Annotated in this window: 21 protein-coding genes, 1 pseudogene and 1 other annotated feature; of the genes and pseudogenes, 11 read left to right on the forward strand and 11 right to left on the reverse strand. The window is 45.5% G+C overall.

Translation table 11 applies throughout. The features are described from left to right. Positions 1 to 28: 28 nt before the first annotated feature. Positions 29 to 793: pseudogene (locus tag F8N00_RS05285) on the forward strand (substrate-binding domain-containing protein); the annotation flags it as partial. Between the two features lie 53 nt (positions 794 to 846). Here the strand turns inward: F8N00_RS05285 and F8N00_RS05290 are convergent. From F8N00_RS05290 to F8N00_RS05305, 4 genes are all read right to left on the reverse strand, one after another. Further along, positions 847 to 1,602, reverse strand: a complete 756-nt coding sequence (locus tag F8N00_RS05290) for a FixH family protein (RefSeq protein WP_421017879.1) — start codon at positions 1,600 to 1,602, stop codon at positions 847 to 849. A 105-nt stretch (positions 1,603 to 1,707) separates the two neighbouring features. Beyond that, the gene (locus F8N00_RS05295) at positions 1,708 to 2,901 is read right to left on the reverse strand and encodes an acetoin utilization protein AcuC (protein ID WP_055968781.1); all 1,194 of its coding nucleotides are present in this window, start codon (positions 2,899 to 2,901) and stop codon (positions 1,708 to 1,710) included. Further along, positions 2,898 to 3,530: an acetoin utilization AcuB family protein gene (locus F8N00_RS05300; RefSeq protein WP_023469065.1), complete on the reverse strand. Its 633-nt coding sequence runs from the start codon at positions 3,528 to 3,530 to the stop codon at positions 2,898 to 2,900. The genes F8N00_RS05295 and F8N00_RS05300 overlap by 4 nt, the downstream gene beginning before the upstream one ends. 18 nt (positions 3,531 to 3,548) lie before the next feature. Further along, positions 3,549 to 4,181: a GNAT family N-acetyltransferase gene (locus F8N00_RS05305; RefSeq protein WP_023469064.1), complete on the reverse strand. Its 633-nt coding sequence runs from the start codon at positions 4,179 to 4,181 to the stop codon at positions 3,549 to 3,551. Positions 4,182 to 4,327: 146 nt separating this feature from the next. Between F8N00_RS05305 and acsA the strand changes: the two genes are divergently transcribed. Both acsA and F8N00_RS05315 read left to right on the forward strand, forming a co-directional pair. Next, complete coding sequence (gene acsA, locus F8N00_RS05310; protein WP_058264716.1) at positions 4,328 to 6,031, forward strand: acetate--CoA ligase; 1,704 nt, start codon at positions 4,328 to 4,330, stop codon at positions 6,029 to 6,031. A 197-nt stretch (positions 6,032 to 6,228) separates the two neighbouring features. Beyond that, on the forward strand, positions 6,229 to 6,777 hold the full coding sequence (locus F8N00_RS05315) for a hypothetical protein (protein ID WP_143404495.1): 549 nt from the start codon (positions 6,229 to 6,231) through the stop codon (positions 6,775 to 6,777). A 125-nt stretch (positions 6,778 to 6,902) separates the two neighbouring features. Here the strand turns inward: F8N00_RS05315 and F8N00_RS05320 are convergent, their stop codons facing one another. Beyond that, entirely contained in the window at positions 6,903 to 9,398 is a 2,496-nt protein-coding gene (locus F8N00_RS05320; protein WP_058713898.1) for a transglycosylase domain-containing protein, read from the reverse strand. A gap of 148 nt (positions 9,399 to 9,546) precedes the next feature. Then, positions 9,547 to 9,751: a binding site (T-box leader), on the forward strand. 56 nt (positions 9,752 to 9,807) lie between these two features. On the opposite strand from F8N00_RS05320, the gene tyrS reads away from it, so the two are divergent. Continuing rightward, positions 9,808 to 11,055 (forward strand): tyrosine--tRNA ligase, encoded by a 1,248-nt coding sequence (tyrS, locus tag F8N00_RS05325; RefSeq protein WP_174316490.1) that lies wholly within the window; start codon positions 9,808 to 9,810, stop codon positions 11,053 to 11,055. A gap of 45 nt (positions 11,056 to 11,100) precedes the next feature. Here the strand turns inward: tyrS and F8N00_RS05330 are convergent, their stop codons facing one another. The 3 genes from F8N00_RS05330 to F8N00_RS05340 form a co-directional block, all read right to left on the reverse strand. After that, positions 11,101 to 11,628, reverse strand: coding sequence for a biotin transporter BioY (locus tag F8N00_RS05330; RefSeq protein ID WP_023469060.1), 528 nt, complete (start codon positions 11,626 to 11,628; stop codon positions 11,101 to 11,103). Positions 11,629 to 11,781: 153 nt separating this feature from the next. Next, entirely contained in the window at positions 11,782 to 12,381 is a 600-nt protein-coding gene (gene rpsD / locus F8N00_RS05335; RefSeq protein ID WP_023469059.1) for a 30S ribosomal protein S4, read from the reverse strand. A gap of 233 nt (positions 12,382 to 12,614) precedes the next feature. Further along, positions 12,615 to 13,100 carry a GAF domain-containing protein gene (locus F8N00_RS05340; protein WP_023469058.1) on the reverse strand — a complete coding sequence of 162 codons (486 nt, stop codon included), beginning with the start codon at positions 13,098 to 13,100 and terminating at the stop codon, positions 12,615 to 12,617. Between the two features lie 223 nt (positions 13,101 to 13,323). Between F8N00_RS05340 and ezrA the strand changes: the two genes are divergently transcribed. Both ezrA and F8N00_RS05350 read left to right on the forward strand, forming a co-directional pair. Then, entirely contained in the window at positions 13,324 to 15,030 is a 1,707-nt protein-coding gene (gene ezrA / locus F8N00_RS05345) for a septation ring formation regulator EzrA (RefSeq protein WP_064299501.1), read from the forward strand. A 67-nt stretch (positions 15,031 to 15,097) separates the two neighbouring features. After that, complete coding sequence (locus F8N00_RS05350) at positions 15,098 to 16,657, forward strand: amidohydrolase (RefSeq protein WP_023469056.1); 1,560 nt, start codon at positions 15,098 to 15,100, stop codon at positions 16,655 to 16,657. Here the strand turns inward: F8N00_RS05350 and F8N00_RS05355 are convergent. Together F8N00_RS05355 and F8N00_RS05360 are read right to left on the reverse strand one after the other, a co-directional pair. Beyond that, positions 16,649 to 17,416, reverse strand: coding sequence for a MerR family transcriptional regulator (locus F8N00_RS05355; protein ID WP_421017880.1), 768 nt, complete (start codon positions 17,414 to 17,416; stop codon positions 16,649 to 16,651). The genes F8N00_RS05350 and F8N00_RS05355 overlap by 9 nt on opposite strands. A 90-nt stretch (positions 17,417 to 17,506) precedes the next feature. Then, positions 17,507 to 18,322, reverse strand: a complete 816-nt coding sequence (locus F8N00_RS05360) for an NAD kinase (RefSeq protein WP_023469054.1) — start codon at positions 18,320 to 18,322, stop codon at positions 17,507 to 17,509. A gap of 172 nt (positions 18,323 to 18,494) precedes the next feature. Between F8N00_RS05360 and tpx the strand changes: the two genes are divergently transcribed. From tpx to F8N00_RS05380, 4 genes are all read left to right on the forward strand, one after another. Next, complete coding sequence (gene tpx / locus F8N00_RS05365) at positions 18,495 to 18,986, forward strand: thiol peroxidase (protein ID WP_035396538.1); 492 nt, start codon at positions 18,495 to 18,497, stop codon at positions 18,984 to 18,986. 100 nt (positions 18,987 to 19,086) lie between these two features. Further along, positions 19,087 to 19,995 carry a class I SAM-dependent methyltransferase gene (locus F8N00_RS05370; RefSeq protein WP_023469052.1) on the forward strand — a complete coding sequence of 303 codons (909 nt, stop codon included), beginning with the start codon at positions 19,087 to 19,089 and terminating at the stop codon, positions 19,993 to 19,995. A 120-nt stretch (positions 19,996 to 20,115) separates the two neighbouring features. Beyond that, positions 20,116 to 21,327, forward strand: coding sequence for an acetate kinase (locus tag F8N00_RS05375; protein ID WP_023469051.1), 1,212 nt, complete (start codon positions 20,116 to 20,118; stop codon positions 21,325 to 21,327). A gap of 304 nt (positions 21,328 to 21,631) precedes the next feature. Beyond that, positions 21,632 to 22,237, forward strand: a complete 606-nt coding sequence (locus tag F8N00_RS05380; protein ID WP_023469050.1) for a 3D domain-containing protein — start codon at positions 21,632 to 21,634, stop codon at positions 22,235 to 22,237. Positions 22,238 to 22,344: 107 nt separating this feature from the next. On the opposite strand, the gene F8N00_RS05385 is transcribed toward F8N00_RS05380, so the two are convergent. Beyond that, on the reverse strand, positions 22,345 to 22,782 hold the full coding sequence (locus F8N00_RS05385; RefSeq protein ID WP_029342342.1) for a universal stress protein: 438 nt from the start codon (positions 22,780 to 22,782) through the stop codon (positions 22,345 to 22,347). Positions 22,783 to 22,936: 154 nt separating this feature from the next. On the opposite strand from F8N00_RS05385, the gene F8N00_RS05390 reads away from it, so the two are divergent. Beyond that, positions 22,937 to 23,662, forward strand: a complete 726-nt coding sequence (locus F8N00_RS05390; RefSeq protein ID WP_023469048.1) for an SDR family oxidoreductase — start codon at positions 22,937 to 22,939, stop codon at positions 23,660 to 23,662. Positions 23,663 to 23,735: the final 73 nt, after the last annotated feature.

Below are 23,735 nucleotides of genomic sequence, written 5' to 3' on the forward strand. Positions count from 1 at the left end.
GTGGGCTCGGAGATGTGTATAAGAGACAGGGATTGAGGATGTCGCGACAATGTATAAATATAACATCATTTTATGTAACTCCGACCAAAACCGGGAAAAAGAGATTCATTTGCTCAATACATTACTCGGAAAACAGGTGGATGGAATCATCTTCATGGGTGGACGTTTGCATGAGGATCTCGTTCGTGAGTTCAAAACATCACCGGTTCCGATCGTTCTTGCTGCGACGTTGAATCAAGATTATGATCTTCCTGCCGTCAATATCGATTATGAGAGTGCTGCGCACGATGCTGTTAAGTCTTTGATTGACCGTGGACATGAACGGATTGGATTCATCACTGGACCACTTGAACAGCAAATCAATGGTGAAAAGAAATTTGCGGGTTATCGCCGAGCACTCGAAGAAGCAAATCTTCCGTTTAACGAGCAAAATGTCGTCCTTGGAAACTATACGTATGATTCAGGAATGAAGGCGATGAATCAATTGCTTGAACTTGGAGAAGATTGCCCACGCGCGATTTTTGCTGGAACGGATGAGATGGCTCTTGGTGTCATCCATGCCTTACAGGATGCGGGACACCGTGTACCGGAAGACTTCGAAGTCATCGGACACGATAACACACGTCTTGCAACGATGATTCGTCCGAAACTGACGACTGTCGTTCAACCGATGTATGATATCGGAGCAGTCTCGATGCGTCTATTGACGAAAATCTTGAACAAAGAAGAAATTGAAACGAACGATGTCACGTTACCACACCGGATCGAACAACGGGATTCGACACGTCCTTAATCGAAAAAACGTCTCTTCTCTCAAGCAAGCTGCTTGAAAAAAGAGACGTTTTTTTATTTCGCGACGGTAATAAGTTCATCTTGGTGATGGTGGAGTTGGTCATTTTCGACATGGAGTCGAACCGTCGTCTGACCAGGTGCAGTCAATGTTACTTTCCCGCTGTAAGCATCACCCTTTTTTTCTAGAGGAACGTAGTTATGCTTTTCAATGCCCGTTTCAATGACTTCCACTTGTACGTTCGCTTTTAGCGGTTTCCCATCGAGGAAAACATGAAAGGAGACGGGAAGTTCAGCACCAGCTTTCGCTTTTGTTGCGCCCATGTAATGGACAGACAGACCGTCGACGGCTTCGTGATCATGTCCATGCTCGTGCGATGCTTCCTCTTTTTCATGTGAATGATCCATGACGACGAATGAGATCTTATCCATATGATGGAGTCCTTTTTTATCATTGATATGATACAGTCCTTCATACTCACCTTCAGCAAGTTTAGCTTCTGCTTGATAAGAACCGGTCTTTTTCAAGGCTGCCTTGAACTTTTGATGGGCACCGTCTTGTTTTCCGGCTTCCCAAACTTCAAATGTCACGTCCTCAAGATTGACTGGTTTCTTTTGTTCGACAGCTGACGCTTTAAAAACAACTTTATCTTCTTCCATTGTCTTGGCTGGAACATTAACGTTGACCTCGACCGTCGGTTTTCCTGACCCTTGCATGTTATCGTGATCCATTGCCTGTTTTTCATTGCCGCACCCTGCGAGTACGATCCCCGTCGATAGAATAAGACCGGAATAAAGCCATGCCTTTTTCATGATGATTCCCCCAACTATTATTCATTTACTAAGTAAAAATTCCATATTTAGTATAGCAACAAGTTGTGAACTCCGAACGAAATAAATGTGAAGATAAAAAGTCAATTAATCAATGGAGTAAGGGGAAGTCGCAGTCAATTGTTTCTTACGCTCATCACTTACGAACGGCCAAATCAGTCGTTTGACGGTCTCCCAATTTTTTTCTTCGATTTCAGGTCGTCGCGGAATGGTGGGGTAGAGTGGTGTTGGATCATGCCAGTGTGTTGGTGGGGGTGTTTCTTGTCCACTCCAACGTTTTTGCCATGAAGTAGGAATCTCTCCGTGAAACGGAGCTTGTCCGGTCATGGCAGCAAAAACTTGACTCCACGCGCGGGGGACGACACGATACCAGTCATAGCCACCGCCTCCTAAAGCAACGATTTTTCCATTCGTATATTTATTTGCTGCAGCGACGGCGATTTGAGGGATCTGCTCATAACTTTTCATCGTTAAGGATAAATGAGTCAATGGATCAAGCGCGTGTGCATCGGCACCATTTTGCGTAATGATGAGATCTGGTTGGAACAATTCGCAGGCTTCAAAGAGTGCCGTCTCATACGCGAGTAAAAACGAATCATCTTCCGTAAAGGCGTCCAGTGGCACGTTCCAGCTGAATCCATACCCTTCTTCAGACCCCCGTTCCGTCACCATTCCCGTTCCTGGAAATAAGTAGCGACCCGTCTCATGGAGAGACAATGTCATGACGTCCTTTCGATTATAAAAGGCCCATTGTACACCATCACCGTGATGGGCGTCTGTATCGACATAAAGAATTTTACAGTGATATTTTTCAATCATGGCTGCCATGGCGACAGCGGTATCGTTATAGACACAAAAACCAGAGGCACGTCCACGGAATCCGTGATGCAATCCACCGCCGATATGAAAGGTCCGTTTATATTGACCAGATAAGACGAGATCACACGCTTCGATCGTGCCACCGACAAGGAGAGAAGCGCCCGAATGCATCCCTTGAAACAAAGGGGTATCTTCTGTCCCAAGACCATACATCTGTGCCTTGAGGGGGGTTAATGCTCCGGTTCCAGCTGCTTTGACGGCGGCAATATAATCCTGATCATGAACGAGTGACAATTCTTCATCAGTCGCATGACGTGGCGCGATACAAGGAATGTCATCTAATTGATGCATCGCTTCAAGCAAGGAAACAGTTAATTCGAGGCGAATCGGATTGAATGGATGTGTCTCCGAAAACCGATAAGTCGCTTCTTCAGGACTGTACAGATAAGCAAAATCCTTCATCTGCTCACATCCGGTCCAAGTACATCGAATCCTTCTTTGCGCAACTTTTCGATGATCCGAATCGGATTCATCGTCTGGACACGAAACGCAACGATCCGGACATACGGATCGTCTGTTGGATATACGAGTACATTTAAGATATTGATATTCGTTTTGGCAAGCAGTGCGGCAATCTTTGCTAATGTTCCAGCAGTGTTCTCAACACGGATTTCGATTTGAGAACTTGGTTCGAGTGCACCTGTCAATTGAACGAATGTCCGCAACAAATCCGTTTCCGTGACGACACCGACAAGGCGTCGACCGCGGACGATTGGCAGACACGTCAATCGGTATTCATAAAACAGCACAGCCGCATCTTCGAGAAAATCGAGCGGATGAGCCGTGACAGGACTTTCAATCATGATGCTTGAGACCGGATACTGTAGGTCTTGTTTTGCTGTATCCGGATGAAAGATACTACTTGCGCTTTGAATTTCCTTTAATCCGACAAGACCGACGAGTTCATGGCGGGCATTGACGACAAGAACATGACGAATCTGATGACGTTGCATGAGTTCGACCGCATGCGCGATGGAATTCGTCGGTTGCATCGTGATGCACGTCGTATTCATGATTTGTTCGATTAACATGACGATTCCTCCTCGAGCTCAGTCATACATGAAGCGTCTTCTCAAGCGTAGCGCATCAAAATGAGCGACGACTTCAGGTGAGACGTGTTTTCCGATACGTGCCATCAGGCAGTTGGCAGGATGGGAGGCGATTTCCGGATCGTCGGTCGGGAAGAAGACAAGACCACCATGGTTCATCATCTTCTCCATGATCTTTCGGTAATCCCAGACCGATAGTCCGCTCCCTTTTAGGTCCCAATGCCAATAATATTCAGTCGTTAAAATCAAATAGTGTTCCATAGCAGGATCGAGCATAGAGATTTCAAGCAATTTTTTACCGATCTGTTGTCCGCGGAACCGAGAGGAGACTTCGATCGCTCCGAGTTCCAAGATGTACGGATTGTTTCCTTCGCTCCACGTTTCGTAAGGGTCAGGGTATAAGTAAGTCACATAACCGATGATTTCCGTTCCTTGACGAGCGACGATGATCCGTCCTTCCTCAAGGTCTGCGATCTCAACGAGTGCTTGATGTTGTTCAGCGGGTGGACGAAAAGCCGTCAACCCTGAATCGAGTGTATACGTTGCTAGTGTTTGACTCGGTACGGGACCTTCGATGTCAACGGGACCGAGTGATGTTTCATGCGTCCGATGATTGAATTGTTTTTCAAACATGTAAGCGTCACCACCTTCCTATTCATTATAGACGAAAGCGCTTGAGCAAAGAGAGGGATTTTTTAACAAATTGACGGCAAATGGATTGAACTGACGGATAACTAGCTTATAATAAAGAGGAAAACATAGAAGGGGAGGAACGAGACATGAAAGTTTTGAAAGCGCTTCCGGGGAAGCATTGGTTAGCAGAGTATGATGAAACGAACACGTACGACTGGAAAGATGCTGAGCAGTACTTTTCATGGGCGACAACGGGGAAAGTCAACATGGCTCATGAAGCAATCGACCGCCACGCAGAAGGCGAGCGAGCGAACAAGGATGCGCTGATCTATTTCGATGGAACGACGGAACAACGATTCACATATGCAGATATGAAACGATTGACGAATAAAGCGGCAAACGTATTAGTCGATGCAGGGGTCAAAACGGGTGACCGGATTTTCATCTTCATGCCACGTTCACCGGAATTGTATTTTGCCTTGCTTGGCGCACTGAAAGTAGGCGCAATCGTCGGTCCGTTATTTGAAGCATTCATGGAACAAGCGGTCCGTGATCGCCTGCTTGATTCTGAAGCGAAGTTACTCGTGACGACGAAGGCACTGCTCCCACGTGTTCCAGTTGGGGAACTGGAATCACTTGAAAAGGTAGTACTTGTCGACGAAGATGTCGAAGAATCGGACACATTACTCGATTTCCGCAAAGCGTTCGAGCAAGCATCCGATGTATTCGAACCGGTCTGGCTAGATCGTGAAGACGGATTGATCCTGCACTACACTTCAGGATCGACAGGAAAGCCGAAAGGTGTGCTCCACGTTCAAAATGCGATGATTCAGCACTTAATGACAGGTCGCTGGGTACTTGATCTCCAAGAAGATGATATCTACTGGTGTACGGCTGATCCGGGGTGGGTCACAGGAACAAGTTACGGTATCTTCGCTCCGTTCTTGAACGGGGCAACGAATATCGTCGTCGGTGGACGCTTCAATCCGGATTTCTGGTACAGTGTCATCGAGAAGTACAAGGTAACAGTTTGGTATAGCGCACCGACCGCTTTCCGGATGTTAATGGGAGCTGGCGCGGATGTTGCGAATCATCATGATCTCTCAAGTCTTCGTCATGTATTGTCTGTCGGCGAACCGTTGAACCCAGAAGTCATTCGTTGGGGCAAAGAAGCGTTCGATCAACGGATTCACGATACATGGTGGATGACGGAGACAGGCGCGATGATGATTTGTAACTACAAGTCGATGGACATCAAACCGGGATCGATGGGGAAACCGATTCCAGGAACTCAGGCTGCGATCATTGATGATCAAGGAAATGAGTTACCGCCATTCCGAATGGGGAACCTTGCTTTAAAAACACCATGGCCATCGATGATGCGTCAAATTTGGAACAATCCGCAGAAATATGAATCGTATTTCTTTAAAGGATGGTATGTCTCAGGGGATTCTGCCTATATGGATGACGAAGGTTACTTCTGGTTCCAAGGACGTGTCGATGACGTCATCATGACGGCTGGAGAACGGGTTGGTCCGTTTGAAGTCGAAAGTCGTCTCGTCGAGCATCCAGCTGTCGCGGAAGCTGGTGTTATCGGGAAACCAGATCCAGTCCGCGGTGAAATCATCAAGGCATTCATTGCCTTGCGTGATGGTTACGAGCCGACGGATGAGCTAAAACAAGAAATCCAAGCATTCGTCAAAGAGGGGCTTGCTGCTCATGCGGCACCGAGAGAAATCGATTTCCGGGATAAATTACCGAAGACACGAAGTGGTAAAATCATGCGCCGTGTTCTAAAAGCATGGGAGTTAAATCTCGAAACAGGGGATCTCTCGACGATGGAAGATTAAACTTAAAAACAGTTCCAGTAAAATGCAGAGATTAGTAAGTTCAAAAAGTTCTATTATGGAAATTTTATCCCCCTCAAGTAAGGGGGATTTTTTATTACAAAATTTTTAAAAATAGATGATAGAAAGTTAAAAGAGTTCTTTTATGTTATAATTTTACTGAATTATTTTTCCAATAAAAGAGTAGGGAGATGGTTTGTTTGGTTAAAATCAAGACTTTAAAATCTGGTTTAATTCTTTCCACCGTTCTAACTGTATCTTTAGGCGCACCAAGCTTTGCAAGTGCTGATTCAGGGAGTTCAACTCTACCTACAAAAGATTCGGGATTACATGCTATGTATTACAAAATGTATGCTCCAAAATCTCAAACTAAATACAAGCAATTTAGCGTGGCGATCCAAAAAGTAAATAAGATTAATAAAGACAACAATAAATTAATCTTGTACGGTGGCTTAGTAGCTGGAGGAGGAAATCTTGTTACTCAAGTTAATAGTATAAAAAACATGCCTTATGTTGGAACGGCATTAAAGGCTGTGACATCAGGTGGAACTGCAATGGCTTTAGTTGGTACCTATGGAAAAATGACGTATTCTAAGTTTAAAAAAGATAGTTTAATTATGCACAAAACTTATTTCAAATGGACAAACGCTTCCAGACTAGAATATTCTGTAAAAATAGAATCCTGGGCGACGTATAAAGGTAAACCAGTATCTAAAGTAAAAGTATCAACCTTCTCTAAGTCACTCTAAATTAAAACTTTCAAAATGAGGTTGTAATATAATCCAGTTTAATAAACGAAAGACCCTCGAAACGAGTAGTCGTATCGAGGGTCTTTTCCTATAAAATCAGTTAGTTGTGTTCCAACTTCTTTTTATTAGTTTTCAGAAGCATCGTCTTTCTTTTCATCTTGCTTTTTCTGTTGTTCTTGTTGTTTCTTAGCGTCAGCTTCCGCTTTCTTCTTAGCTTCTGCCTCGGCTTTCGCTTTTGCATCGGCAGCACGTTTTGCGTCTTCCTCTGCTTTTTTCTTCGCATCTGCTTCAGCTTGTTGTTCGTTTTGTTGAGCTTCTTGTTTCTGTTCTTCCGCTCTGCTTGCTTCTTCTTCTGCTCGCTTAGCTGCTTCTTCTTTCTTTTTCTCAGCTTCCGCTTTTTTCTTCGCCTCTTCGGCTTTTTTCTTTTTATCTTCTTCTTTGAAACGACCACTGTTCTTAAAGTCATTTGCTGTTACAGAAGATGGTTGTGTGAAGCGAGCACCTGATTTGAAATAGCTGTTATTAGCGCCATATGCTGCGTTCGCCATTTGAGACCATAGCGTCTGTGTACGTTGATAATACGTCGTCGGACCGATGAGCGAGTTGTTTTGGTCATGTCCTGTCCAGACGGCAAGGGTCACACCAGGTGTCGAACCAACAAGGTAAGAGTCTTTGACATCATTGGTCGTACCGGTTTTACCTGCCCAGTCTCCAGGAACATTCAATCGGTCTTTTGCAAATGTTGCTGTACCTTTTGTGAAGACACCGCGCATCATATCAAGCGTCAAGTAAGCCGTTCGTGGTTCGTAAATTCGCTTTTTCTTTGGTTTTGCTTTATAAATGTTTTTTCCATCTTTCGTGATTTTCGAAATGACGTATGGTTGCACGAATTCACCATAGTTCGCGAGTGTTGCGTAAGCACCAGCAAGTTCGACTGGTGTGATCTCCATCGTTCCGAGTGCTGCCGAAGGAGCATAACGAATCGCATCCGGTACTTCCACGCCCATATCGACGAGTTTTTGAATCGAGTTCGACATGTTCATCTTCTCGTAAATCTTAACAGCAGGTACATTTAATGAAAGTTCAAGTGCGGTGCGAACCGTCACGTTCCCACGATAACGACCGCCTTCGTTCTTGATTGGGCGATCACCTGGTTGACGTGGTACGGTCTGGTAGTAATACTCTTCGTCATTGACGGTCGATCCCGGAGTAATTAAACCGTTCTCGATACCATTTGAATATACGAGAATTGGTTTTGCTGTCGATCCGATCTGACGTTTGGCTTGGAATGCCCGGTTGAAGTCATCCGCTTTCCCATCCATATAGCGCCCGCCGACGAATCCAAGGATACGACCTGTTTCGTTTTGAACCATGACCGCTGCTGTCTCTTCGGGATCTTGTTTTGAAACGGTTTTTTTCGTTTTTGGATCCACGACTTGTTTGTACTGCATGCTGCCAGGGAAGTTTCCATTGTTCTTCGCAGGTTGTTGCATGGATTCATGAATTTTCTTATCCAGCGTCAAGTGAACTTTGTACCCACCTTGACGGAGAGCAACCAGTGCTTGATCCTGGTAGTTTGCTCGAACTTCTGCTAGTTCAGACGGTTTGACCTCATCTTCTTTAATTCCATCTTGTTTCATCAAGTACTTCGTCATGATTTTTGTTGCTTCACGCTCTGCTAAGTCGTAGACATACGGATATGTGTCACGTGAACGTTTCGATTGTTTCGCAAAGTCTTTCGTGATATCGTACTTGATCGCTTTTTCGTATTGTTCTTTTGTGATGTTTTTTGCGACATACATCCGCTTCAAGACGGTTTTCATCCGATTGATACTTGGTGTCAAATCTTTCTTGACGACGCCACCTTGAAGATACGGTGTGTAATAATAAGGGTTTTTCGGAATGCCGGCGAGGAAGGCTGCTTGTGGTAATGTCAGCTTTTTCGCTGATTTATTAAAGACACCTTGAGAAGCCGCTTCAATTCCAGCAATGTTACGTCCGAGTGAATTTCGACCAAATGAGACGACATTCAAATAAGCTTGAAGAATTTCGTCTTTTGACATCGCATTCTCGAGGCGTAGCGCTAAGATGATTTCCTTTGCTTTGCGTTCGAACGAGACTTCATTCGTCAAAATTTGGTTTTTAATTAATTGTTGAGTCAACGTACTTCCGCCAGTCCGTGACGCGGAGTTTGTCAGCTCTTGCAAGACTGCACGCAATGTTGCTTTTGGGACAACACCATCATGCTGATAAAAATCAGTATCTTCAGTTGATAAGACGGCATCTAATAAATACGGAGAGATATTTTTAATGTCGACAGGCTGACGTTCTTCATCAGTAGAGACGTTCGTCAATTTCTCGCCGCTTCCCCAATAAATCTGACTCGTTACTGCATAGCTATTGACTTGTTGTTTCATTTCCGTCAATGGAGGGGCTTTCGTACCTTTGACAAGGGAAGCGAAGTATCCGCCGGCAGCTCCGACAGAAAAGCTTCCAATGAGCAACACTGCTATGATGAGGAATAAAATGATGTTCCATGAAACATCGTATGTGATATTCGACCAGTGCCGAACGGCTTTCGTCCGGGGGTGATTCCAAAACTTGGACCAGTTCTCGCGCATAAATGATCTCCTTTGCATCTTAAACTTAGGTGTAAATTAATATTAAATCACAGATAGACGTATTATACCATAAATCCATTGCTTAATTTTGGCTTGACAGCGGATTCGCCTTCGACGTATCATGAAACCATCTTATTTTCATATGATACGTTAAACAGTGATCGGAATACAGTAGTAAGTCACTCCCTGTGACAGAGACCTAGTGGTGCTGCGAACTAGGACACAGTGAACTTATGAATTACGCTTCCAGGAGTTTCTTGAGAAATCAAGCGGTCCGTCCCGTTATCGACGAACCAAGTGGTCCTTTTTAAAAGGGCAATCAGGGTGGTACCACGGAATCTTCCGTCCCTTCGTCTTAGACGAAGGGACGGTTTTTTATTGTTAAAAGTGAACTTTAGGAGGAGACACAATGACGTTATTAGAGGATTTAGAATTTCGCGGTTTAATTAACCAGATGACGGATGAAGAAGGATTGAAGACATTACTCGAGACACCAACGACACTTTACACAGGATTTGATCCAACAGCGGATTCACTTCACATCGGACACCTGTTGCCGATCTTAGTCTTAAAACGATTCCAACAAGCAGGACACCATGTCGTAGGTCTCGTTGGTGGAGCAACGGGAATGATCGGAGACCCGAGTGGTCGCGCAACAGAACGTTCGTTGAATACATCGGATATCGTCGAAGAGTTCGCGAATCGGATTAAGGACCAGTTGTCACGTTTCTTACCACTTGAAGGAGAAAACCCGGTCACGATCGCCAATAACCTGGACTGGACGAAAGATTTGACGATCATCGATTTCTTACGCGATATCGGAAAACACTTCCCGGTCAGCTACATGCTTGCGAAAGACTCTGTTGACTCACGCCTTCAAAACGGGATCTCATTCACTGAGTTCTCATACATGTTACTTCAATCGTTTGACTTCTTGAAACTCTACGAAGACAAAGGATGCCGCCTTCAAGTCGGAGGTAGTGACCAGTGGGGGAACATCACAGCAGGGATGGAATTGATTCGTCGTGCGGGTCATGAAGAAAAAGCATTCGGATTGACGGTACCGCTTGTTACAAAAGCAGACGGTCAAAAATTCGGTAAGACAGCAGGTGGTGCGGTTTGGTTAGACGCTGACAAAACGTCACCGTACGAGTTCTACCAATTCTGGTTCAACGTTGACGATCTTGACGTCATCAAGTTCTTGAAATACTTCACGTTCTTAACGCACGAAGAACTCGACGCGCTCGCAGAAGAAGTCAAGGCAGCACCAGAGAAGCGTGTCGCGCAACGTCGTCTCGCAGAAGAGATGACAGTTCTCGTCCATGGTGAAGAAGGGCTGAAACAAGCGCAACGTATTACGACGGCACTCTTTAGTGGAGACATTAAATCGTTGCAAGTCGAAGATATCGAAGATGCGTTCAAAGGAATGCCACGCTTTACACTCGGTGAAGCGACAAACCTCGTCGACGTTCTCGTTGAGGCGAAGATCAGTCCGTCAAAACGTCAAGCACGTGAAGACGTTACGAACGGTGCGATCTACCTGAACGGAGAACGCGAGCAAGATTTAACGAAAGAAATCACGGAAGCTGATGCAATCGGTCGCTTTACGATCGTACGTCGCGGAAAGAAAAAATACTTCGTCGTCGAGCATGCTTGATGATATACGAAACGCTCCCTGCACTTAGATGCAGAGAGCGTTTTTTTAAGCTGTCCGGAATAAACGGAGTGGCAACAAGCGAACGGCGATTGTTGTGGCGATGACGGCTTTGATCGTATCCCATAAGACAAAAGGATAGTTGATCGCAAAGGCATCTTTGAACGATAGATCGAGTACAGCCATTAAACCGAATGTTCCAAGCAAGTAGACTAAACCAAGTCCGAAGACGATCATCCCGATGAAGAGGGGAACGAAGCGACGCGTTTTTTCAGCAACAAGTCCGATGAAGAATCCGGCAATCGGAAAGGCAATCAAATAACCAACGGTTGGTCCGACGAATGGGGCTAGTCCGCCTTTTCCGCCAAGCACCGGTAGACCAGCTGCTGCGAGTAATAAGAAAATCAAGACAGCGAGTCCACCACGTTTTCCACCGAGAATCGCGCTGACCGTCATGATCGCGAGCATCTGGAGCGTGATTGGAACAGCGCCGACAAGTTGAATCTGTGGCAAAGAACTGACGGCTGCGATGATGGCAGCACCAAGGGCGATGAATGTTAAATCTCTTGTTTTCATGAATGAAGTCCTCTTTTCTGTTTGTGTTAACTATTTATGTTTAAAGGTTAACACAAACGGATGAATGACGTCACTCTTTTTTTAAGACCAGGTATACATTTTAGTCATAGGCATAAAAAAAGCACCCACCGAAGTGAGTGCTGGAACAATCGATTAACGTGAGTAGTACTCGACGACGAGTTGTTCTTGGATTTGATCGTTCAATTCAGAACGCTCAGGAAGACGGACGAACGTTCCTTCGAGCTTCTCAGCATCGAAAGTAACGAAGTCTTTAGTTGCTGGAGCAACTTCGAGTGCTTCTTTGATAACGACAAAGTTCTTCGATTTTTCGCGAACTGAGATCGTTTGACCTGGTTTCACGCGGAATGATGGGATATCAACGCGTTGTCCATCAACTTGGATGTGACCGTGGTTGACGAGCTGACGAGCAGCACGACGTGTACGAGCCATACCCATACGGTAAACGACGTTATCAAGACGTGCTTCGAGTAAGAACATGAAGTTCTCACCGTGGATACCAGGCATTTTGCCAGCATCGTTGAAGATACGGTTGAATTGGCGTTCGTTTACTCCGTACATGTGACGAAGTGTTTGCTTCGCTTGAAGTTGAAGACCGTACTCAGATACTTTACGACGGCTGTTACCGTGTTGACCTGGTGCGTAAGGGCGTTTTGCGATTTCTTTTCCTGTTTCAGTAAGTGAGATACCGAGACGACGTGAGAGTTTCCAAGCTGGACCTGTATAGCGAGCCATAATAAGACTCCTCCTTATTGTTCGTTATTATTTGCATAAAAATAATAACGCCATCAAACCCACATTACGCCCATTTCATGATGTGGCACCCTCGCTTGATAGCAAAGTTACACGATGCCCCTCCGGTTATTCACCGAGTCATGAAATGTGATACGTAAGCGATTTGACCGCTATCGTTATCATTTCTGCACTTTTACAAGTATACGGTGTGGACAATCGACTGTCAATCAGAATTACAGATGGCGAAGCAGTGTCGTACAGAATGCTTCTAGACCAGCTTGATCGACTTCGTCAAAACGGTTGAATTCTGGGCTGTCGATATCGAGGACACCGATCGTTTGTCCGTCTTTGACGAGTGGAATGACGATTTCTGAATTCGAAGCCGCGTCACATGCGATGTGACCTGGGAACTGATGCACATCTTCGATTCGTTGTGTCGTCTGTTCTGCTGCGGACGTTCCGCATACACCACGACCAAATGGAATACGAACGCATGCTGGAAGTCCTTGGAACGGTCCGAGGACGAGTTGGTTTTGCTCCGTATCCGTCAAATAGAAGCCGACCCAGTTGATACGATCGAGGAACTGGTTGAGCAACGCGCTCGCATTCGATAAGTTCGCGACTTGATTGTCTTCTCCCATTAATAGCGCATCGAGTTGTTTTGATAGCATGTCGTATTGTTTCGTCCGGTCACCTTCATATGTCTTTGTTTCGAACATAATAAAAATTCCTCCCGTGAAAAGTGTATTTTTCTTAGTTTAACGAGTTTTCGCGTAGCTGACAAACAATTGATTTTTGGAAAAAGGATTCAAAACAGCGGAAGAAATCAGGAAAAGCCTTTGTAAATCTATGCAAAACGGTTGCGCTATACTATTATAAGGATAAGATTATTGCGATTTAGAGAAAATCTAAAGTCGTAGGACAGAGTGGAGGTCGTGACAAATGTGGGCATGGGTGATCGGAGTCATCGTCATCGTATTACTCGTCATGCTGTTTAGCATGATCAGTCGAAAAAAATACTACACGAAAATCGATGAACTTGATATGCGCAAACAAGGCATCGTCAGTGCATCGATTCCAAAGGAGTTGCAGGACTTAAAGCAACTACCGATGGCGGGTGAGACGGAGACGAAGTTCAGCTCCTGGCATCAAGCGTGGGAAGAGTTATTAACGGTCCACGTCGCCCAAATCGATGAGACCCTTTACCGGGCGGAGGAAGCGCTCGATAAATATCGGTTCATCGCCGTCAAGAATGACCTCGAAGTAACGGAACAATTGATTGCAGAACTCGAAGGGTTGATCGATGAGATGCTCGTCGAGATGTCGACGTTCAAAACGAATCAATCGGTTCTAGCCGAACTGAAAGCTCAAGGGGAAGCCGATTCAGGGCAAGTTCGGAAATCATTATTGATTCAAGCGAACTCATTCGGTCCGGCGCTTGCGCGTCTCGAAGAACGAAGTGAACAAATCGACGCGCACTGGAATGAGATGTGTCAGTACGAAGCTTCAGGTGAAGTGACGAAGGCGTATGAAACAAGTTTGTTACTCGAGCAAGAAGTAGCAACGACGCGTCAACTCGTTGAACTCGTACCGAAACAATGGAAGATTCTCGCTCATGAATTGCGTCAACGGATTGATCAGCTCGGAGCGGGCTATAAGGAAATGTCATTAGATGGGTATCCACTTGAACCACTCGGTCTCCAATCCGAGATCAAACGGTTCGAGGAACAACGTCTGAGCCTTTCTGAAAAAATCGAAATGCTAGAAGTCGACGGTTTGGAAGAGGCGATTCAACAGTTATCGGCCGATGTGGATCAAATGTATGATACGTTCCGTCGTGAGGTCGATGCGCGTCATCAAGTGAAAAAAGAAAACCAATTCTTGAAACAAAAAGCGCTACGGATGCGTGAACGGATTCATCAATTGGCACAAGAGTTCAGCATCCTACGTGAAAAATATGAAATCTCAGCAGATTTAGGGATTCACTATGAGACAATCCAGCGTGACGAAGAGCTACTGTTTGAAGCAGCAAAAGATCTTGATGAGTCGATTGCCGGAAAAATCATCCCGTTCAGTATGCTCGAAGATCAGATGCGCGATGCGATTCGCCTCGAAGAACAGTTGATGATTCAGTACGAACGCTTTACGGTCGAACTCCAGGCACTTCGAAAAGAAGAGACGGAAGTTCGCGAACGAATCGTCGAATGGCGTCATCAGCTGTCGCAGACACGCCTCCGTCTGAAACGACTCGGATTACCGAACTTACCGGCTGAGGTGGAAGAAGCGCTCCGAAATGCAAATCGTTCACTGCAGACGCTTGAGACACGGTTAGAGGAGTTACCGTTTAACGTTCGATCGATCGTCGCACAAAGTCAAGACGTCCAAGAAACGTTTAAACATGTGCAAGAACGGTTAGATACATTAGTGTTCGAAGTCACGTATGCCGAACGGCTCGTCCAGTATGCGAACCGGTACCGTCGCCACGACAACGAGATACATATGTCGCTGACGATCGCGGAAACGAAGTTCTTAGCGGGAGACTATGAACGAACGATTGTCTTAGCGGAACGTGTCCTAAATGAATACGATCCGGCCGCGATCGAACGTATTAAACGGTCGTGTGCACCAGAAGAAACATTGCACGTTTAAATCAGGATCGACAATTCAGGGTGACCGTCATGGTCACCCTATTTTTGTAAAAAGAGGAGTGAGTGGAATGGGAACACTATACGTAAACGGATTGATTCGAACGATGGCACACGAAGAGGATGTCCATTCAGCGATGTTCGTCGAGAAGACGCGGATCATCGCGATGGGAGAGGAAGGAAAGCTACGCCGCCGTTTCGGTAGACGTATTGATCAAATTCACGACTTGAACGGAAAAGCTGTATATCCAGCCTTTACGGATGCGCATATTCATCTGATCGGTTACGGGGAAGCGATCAATCGTGTCGATGCCTCGCGCTATACGACGCTTGAAGCGTTAGGGCAAGCTTTTCTCAAGGCGGAACCAGTCAATGGAATCCATGTGGCAGAAGGCTATGACGAAACGAAGCTTGATCGTGCACCGACGAAAGCATGGCTCAATCAGTTGTTCCCTGATGCACCTGCCTTGTTGAAACGAACAGACCGGCATACAGCACTTGTCAACGATGTCTTGTTCCAACAGCTCGGATATAAAGCGTCAACCGTCATCGAAGGTGGAAAGGTCGGTTTATCGGATAATGGAGAAGCAGACGGATTCTTGTACGATGCGGCGCTTGAACCTTTATATGCGTTACAAGCTGGAAACTTAGAGAGAAATAAAGCGTCCCTTCGGTCAGCGATTAAGAACTTATACCAATATGGCATCATTGCGGCACACACAGAAGACTTGTCGTATCACGGGGATGTCGCGGACATCTTGCAAGCCTATAAGGAAGTGACGCAAGAGACAGGCTTCCATACACATCTGCTCGTGCATCATCTTGTCATCGATGAGTTCGTGCAACAACAACCTACTTTACCGTCAACGATGTCAATCGGTGCGATGAAACTGTTCGTCGACGGCGCGCTCGGAGGACGAACCGCTCTTCTCGGTCGTGGTTATTCCGATGATCCGACGACACGTGGTATCGAAGTGCATACGCCAGAACAACTCGAACAACTCGTCAAACGAGCACGTAGTTATGGATTCACAGTCGCGGCACATGTCATCGGTGATTTAGCGATCGAGCGGTTCGTACAGGTGCTCGAGAAGTATCCGGCACCAAAAGGGAAACGCGATCGCATCATTCATGCGACGGTCGTCCGACCAGAAACGCTTGCGCGAATTCGGAAGTTACCGGTCTTGATTGACGTTCAACCAGTCTTTTTACTGGATGACGCCGACTTCATCGTCGATCGACTCGGATTGAACCGCTTAGACTGGAGTTACCGTTTACGTTCGTTAGCTGAGACCGGCGCATTATTGTGCGGCGGAGCAGATGCGCCGATCTCTGACCCCGATGTCCGACGGTCGCTTTATGCAGCAACCGAAGGAACGGCAGGACGTGTCAATAAAACGAACGAGACGTTATCGATGTTTGATGCCTTGTTGCTCTTTACGAAGAATCCACATCTCGCGACAGAAACACATGGTCGAAAAGGATTGCTCTTACCAGGCTATGATGCCGACTTCGTCATCTTTGAAGAAGACTTCTATCGCTTGCGTGGGGAAGCCATCTTGAATAACCGTTTGGTCGAGACGGTCCAAGCTGGAAAAACCGTTTATCAGGCGGAAGCCGCGTTAGTGTGATGTTTGCGTATAGTGTGAAATAGCTTCCGAATAGAACGTCGATAGTCCGGGGGCATACGCATCGTAATAGGCGCGGAACCGTTCGTCAGACACATACATCTGACCGAGTGAGGCAAAGAGAGATAATGCGCATGGGTAATAGTACGTATCGATGAAATCATGTTGTTCTTTGACGACTTGTTGAACGTCTGGGTCCGTCGCCGCATGCCCGTCGCGGTAAAGGGTCGTCAAGCGCTGATCGAGTTGCTTATGCATGCTGCTCAGTTGTTCTTTCTCATTTGGAGTACGTTGTCGTTGTCTTTTTGCACTGATTCGATAAGCGTCAGTGTCACCGTAGAGTTGCTGGACTTCATCTGCATGTTGTTTTTCATGCGTAACGATCTCGTCATGACGCAAACCGCGGAATAATTGTTCGTCTTTCATCGGGAGTCCTCCTTTTAAGGTGAGTAATGTCTGTTCAGCGAGTCGAGCAAGCATTTGATAACGCGAAGCTTTTTCTTGAAGGAGTGCAATCTGCTTTTTCAGTGTCGTATGATGATTGGAATCAGATTGCGTGAGTAATCTTTGGATTTCTGACAGTGGGAAATCAAGAGAGCGGTAGAGCAGGATTTGTTGTAAACGTAAAAGATCCTCTCTGCTGTAACTTCGGTGACCAGCATTGGTGCGCTTTGGCACGAGGAGACCGATCGTCTCATAATGATAGAGTGTTCGTTTTGTGACGCCGGTCAGTTTGGCGATTTCCTGAGTGGAATACATCATTTGTGTACCTCCTTTGATTGGAGTATAAAGGGTGACGTAACGGAAGACGCAATAAAAAAATCTGCCCCGAGGAGGCAGATTTTTTTATTGTCATAAGAACGATCGTTGAATCTTATGCCAAAATGTATTGTTCGTCAATTTGACGGTTTTCAGTTCTTTTTCAGAAAGTTGGATATCGACTGAATCTGTTCGTGTGAGACTGAGTGCTTCGTTATCCATCCCGATGATCGGATAGTCGTTCCCGTCTTCAATGATGCGTAACGAAAGTTTCCGTCCACGGTTCAGTAGGAAAGCAGAACCGAGTGTCCGGTACCGGTTGTTGTTGACGGAAGCAATTTCGCTGACTTGAAGACAGTGAATCAATGGATCGACGATCGCACCAGAGAGTGACTTATTATAAGCCGTAGAGCCCGTCGGTGTTGAGATGACCATCCCATCCCCGCGGAATGTCTCAAACAGGAAGTCGTCGATATAGACTTCGATTGCGAGTGATTTGATGATGCTCGACTTCACGGAACATTCGTTCAGACAGAGCATCGGTGGTCCACCGTTGATGGATGCTTCGAGCAGTGGATAACGACGTACTTCGATTTCACCATCCGAGACACGGTTGCCTGTCTCTTTAAAGATCGCTTCGACCGCAGAAAGATCATTGATATCAAAATCACAGTAGAACGAGTTTGGTCCTTCAGCGAATCCAACATAGATCGCATCATCACGGAAACCTGTGAAGCGTGCCGCTTGCAAGAAAGCCCCATCTCCACCAATCGAGACGATGATGTTTGCTTGTCGGTGATCTTGGACAACGTTCAGTCCGTATCGTGTACCGACATCAATCAACTTTCGCACCTGCGTCTCGTGTCTTTGTGTATTTCGGTAGTACAGGTAGACGTTATTTCGAGCCATGGTCAATTCCCCCTTGAAAGCGTTTCATGAACTCTTTCATTATACCTGTTTTTTGGAAAGACGGGTACTGAAGTCCATCAATTATGGCAGAATGCTTGCCATCTTCGCGGATCATTCCTATAGTTAAATAGAAAATACAGTATATCCATTCAGGGGAAAAGGGGAATTCATAATGGCAACGTTTAAAGGAAATCCAATCACACTTCAAGGTACGGCGGTTCAAGTCGGACAAACAGCACCTGACTTTCAAGTGTTAGCTAACGACTTATCACCGGTAACACGTGATACATATCAAGGTGTCCGGATCATCAGCGTCGTCCCATCAATCGATACAGGCGTTTGTGATGCGCAGACACGTAAATTCAATGAAGAAGCAGCAACAATCGAAGGTGTGACGGTCATGACGGTCTCAAACGACCTTCCATTCGCACAACGTCGCTGGTGCGCATCAAGCGGTCTCGATCAAGTCGTGACGTTGTCTGATCACCGTGATCTTTCATTCGGTACACAGTATGGCGTAGCCATCGAAGAATTACGCCTGCTTGCCCGTTCTGTTTTCGTTCTTGATTCAAACAACGAGATTACGTACGTTGAATATCTTGAAGAATCAACAGACGAAGTCAATTTCGAAGCAGCACTCGCTGCAGCACGTGAAGCGAAGTAAGAATGGTTTACAAACGCCGCTGAAGCGTTACAATGGAACTAATGATAGAAACGGCTCCCGCTCTACGGGGGGCCGTTTCGTTTTGGAGAGGATGACGTACATGGAGCCGTTAGAAAAGTTATATAAGGAATTAACACGTCAAACAAAACAAATCGAACGTGATCTGGATATGCCCTATTTAGAAGCGTTGACGACGGTGATTGATCGATTGAACGATCGTCATACTGAAAATGTAGACAAAGAGGTCATTCGGAAGGCAGTATCGCTTGCTATTCTAGAAGGTATGAAACAAGCGCAACCGAATCATTTACCGACGCCAGATAGCGTCGCTTTGTTTGCTGGTTATCTAATCGGGAAATTGGTAGGTAAGGAGGACATCCGACTACTTGAGTTGGGGAGTGGGACAGGTGGCATGTTACATGCCGTCTTAAGTCAGCTTTCGACAGGTACATCTGCTGAGGCGGTCGAGGTAGATGAGACATTGATTCGTTTATCAGCAGCGGTAACGGAATTACTCGACTATCCAGTCACGTATACCCATCAAGATGCGTTACGACCATTATTGTTAGATCCAGTTGATCTTGCGATGGCTGATCTTCCTGTCGGTTATTATCCAGATGAAGAGGCTGCCGCTTCTTACATCTTAAAACGAGACGAAGGCATGAGCTACAGTCATTTCTTGTTGATTGAACAAGCGATGCAATACGTCAAACCAGGCGGATTCGGTGTCTTCGTCATTCCGAACGGACTGTTTCAACATGATACGGAAGGGAAGTTGAAACAGTACTTCGAATCAAAAGCGCATGTCATCGGTATTTTGCAGTTACCGCTCACGATGTTCAAACAAGAACAGGCAGCAAAAAGTTATTTGATCGTCCGTAATCATTTAGCCGGTATGAAGATGCCAAAACAAGCATTGCTTGCTGAGTTGCCATCGTTTACAGATGCTCGCGCGTTTGGTGGTATGGTGAAACAGATTGATGAATGGATTAACACAGAATTAAAATGAATTACGCAAAGTGATTGAAATCTGTCGTTAATTTGACTATTCTAGTTGTAGAACAGAAATAGAAGAAAACCTAAACAGATGTGAATGTTCATTGGATTCAAATGGAAAAGGGGAAAAATCATGGCAAAAATTATGGCGGTAAACGCAGGTAGTTCGTCTTTGAAGTTCCAATTGCTCGAAATGCCGAACGAAACGATGATCGCAGTCGGACTCGTTGAACGCGTCGGTAAAGACGATGCAATCTTTACGATCAAATATGGTGAAGGACAAAAGTATACAGATGTCCTCCCACTTGCAACACATAAAGAAGCAGTCGAGTTGTCACTCGAAAAATTGATGGAGTTCGGAATCATCTCGTCTTACGATGAGATTAAAGGTGTTGGACACCGTGTGCTTCATGGTAAAGAAAAATATGCAGACTCTGTATTGATTACAGATGAAGTCATGCACGATATCGAGTCGTACACAGAACTCGGACCACTTCACATTCCACCAAACTTGATCGGAATCCGGGCATTCCAAGCATTGCTTCCGGAAGTGCCACAAGTGGCAGTCTTTGATACAGCGTTCCACCAAACGATGCCAGAAGAAAACTTCCTTTACAGCTTGCCGTATGATTACTATACAGAATACGGTATCCGTAAATATGGTTTCCACGGTACGAGCCACAAATACGTTACGGAACGTGCATCTGAATTACTCGGTCGTCCGTTAAAAGACCTCCGTTTGATCTCGTGTCACCTAGGTAGCGGAGCATCGATCGCAGCAGTTTCGGGTGGCGAATCAATCGATACGACGATGGGCTTCACACCGCTTGAAGGGATTACGATGGGAACACGTTCTGGTTCACTTGACCCAGCGTTGATTCCATTCTTGATGGAGAAAACAGGGAAAACAGCAGAAGACGTCTTGAACGTCATGAACAAAGAGTCTGGAATCTACGGTCTTTCAGGTCTTTCAAGTGACTTGCGTGATGTCCAGACAGCTGCTAAAGAAGGAAACCATCGTTCAGAGATGGCACTCCGTATCTTTGCGAACCGTATCCACGGTTACATCGGGCAATACGCTGCTGAGATGAATGGTGTCGATGCGATCATCTTCACAGCCGGTGTCGGAGAAAACTCAGATTCAATCCGTGAGCGTGTCTTACGTGGTCTCGAATTCATGGGCGTCTACTGGGATCCATCACTCAACAATGGTGCTCGTGGAGAAGAACTCTTCATTAACTACCCACACTCACCAGTTAAAGTCATCATCATTCCAACGAATGAGGAATTGATGATTGCACGCGACACGGTTCGTGTTGGTGGATTGGTTGCTCAAAACGCATAATCGTGTCAAAAGGACTGAGTCGTTATTCCGACGATTCAGTCCTTTTTTTGATGAAATCTAAGAAGGAAAATATACGAACTTACGTTCTATTGTTACGGTGTTTGTCATATAACGAAAAATGAATCGTCATCTTTGTAAAAATAAACCTGAAAAAGGGCGATTTCTTAAAAAAATGAGTCCTTTGTAACATAAAAGTAATAGTACAGACATATTTTTGTGGTCTATATGTAACGGCACACTCTCATTTTGTCATGTATATTAATCTCAGTTAACAAACACGAAACAATGATGGAGGAGAAAATACATGATGAAACGGATGCTCGCAAGTGTTTTAACGGTCGTGTTAGCACTCAGTTCGTTCGCAGGTCTTCAAGCAGAGGCTGCAACTAAGAAAAGCGTCAAGTCAACAGTCGATAGCCTAGTCATTCGTCAAAAAGCAACTACTTCGTCGAAAAAACTCGGTCTTCTATATAAGAACCAAACGTTATCGTACAAAGCAAAAACAGGGAACTGGTACAAAGTAAGCTACAAAGGTAAAACGGCTTATCTTAGCGCGAAATACTCGAAACTCGTAAAATCGAGTGGATCGAAAAAACAATCGACAGGTGGTTGGAAAACAATCACGAACGTAAGTGCAACAGCTTATACACCATATGATCCAGGTAGTGGTAATCTGACAGCAATCGGTTGGAACATCAAAAGCTCGAAAAAGAAAGTCGTAGCGGTTGATCCACGTGTCATTCCACTTCGTTCGACAGTGAAAGTGTATTACAAAGGGAAATTAAAAGGGACGTATACAGCTGCTGATACTGGCGGTGCTATTAAAGGGAAAAAGATGGATATCCTTTACTACTCTCGTTCAGAAGCATTCAACTGGGGTCGTCGTTCGGTCACAGTAAAATACAAATGATTGCAAACCATCGGACATTGGTTCGATGGTTTTTTATTTAAGCAGATCGTCAAAAAGCCTCTCTTCCTTTGAAATGAAGGAAGAGAGGCTTTTTGACGAAGAGTGATTCATAAACGGACGATCAAGACGTCACATTTTGCGTAACGCGTAATGCTTTCAGAGACACTACCGATGAAGAAACGTTCAACAGCGTTTAAACCAGTTGCGCCACAAATGATTAAATCAGCATCATGATTAGGGGCAAGCTTTTTGGCGATCGTTACTTTCGGTGAGCCGTATTCAATCGCTACTTCGACTTCCTGTACACCGCGATCTTGAGCAGTCTTGACGTATTCGTCTAGCAATTCCTTCGCGTAAGATTCGGCACGTTCCGTGATAGTGCGGTCATAGGCTTCTACTGTTGCGAATGTCCGTGTATCAATGACGTGTGCGATGATCAATTTTGCATCATTCCGCAATGAAACATCGATTGCCGTCTCAAAGGCACGTTCTGCCTCTTTTGAGCCATCTACTGCTACGAGTACATTATGATAGACGATTGCCATGATGAATCCATCCCTTCGTAATCGATATGATGAGTACAACCTAATTATACCATTCTCTTACTGGGAGCGGATGAAACATTCAGTGAGTTCTAAAAATTGTCCTTCCTTTCTGTTCCGTCGTAAGATGGAGTCAGTGAAAGGGGGCGATGCCAAGATGAGGCACGCGTTAATTACAGCAGGTACAAAAGGACTGGGAGAACGAGTGACGCGCCAGTTACTGGAAGAAGGTTGGAGAGTGACAGCGTTTCATCGTTCCGAACCCGAATTTACACATCCGAATCTCATAACGATTCAAGCAGATGTGACGAATCAAGAAGAATTGGAACGCGCAACCCAACAAGCAATCAACGAGCAAGGTCGGATTGATGCGTTGATACTTAATGCAGGACCTTATATATTTGAACGAAAAGCGTTAGTGGATTACACCGATCAGGAATGGAATGAAGTGATCACTGGAAATCTGACAGCTAGTTTTTGGCTGTTACGTCAAGTATTGCCTGTCATGCGTAAGCAAACCTACGGTCGAATCATTACGTACGGTTTCCCGGAAAGTGCAACAGCGCCAGGATGGGTATGCCGGGCAGCGTTCGCTGCTGCTAAAAGCGGGATGGTAAGTTTGACGAAGAGTGTAGCGCTTGAAGAGGCCGAACACGGCATTACGGTCAACATGGTCAACCCGGGAAACATCGTCGGCGACAATAAGACGAAGTTGATTTCTGAAGCGGAGCAAGATGAGGCGACGCCGGTCGGAAGAACGGGTGTCGGAGAAGATATCGCTCGCGCAATCTCTTTCTTGTTGGCAGAAGAATCAAGTATGATCACGGGAGCAATCCTCGATGTGACAGGTGGCGTCAATGTCGTCCATCAATCCCGTAAGTAAGAGAAAATGAGGTTGACTCAAAAAAAAGAATGACGCGTCTTTTCACGCCCTTTCCTCAGGCGAGACACAAGCC

Source organism: Exiguobacterium sp. A1_3_1, from assembly GCF_048985645.1.
Lineage (GTDB): Bacteria > Bacillota > Bacilli > Exiguobacteriales > Exiguobacteriaceae > Exiguobacterium_A > Exiguobacterium_A indicum.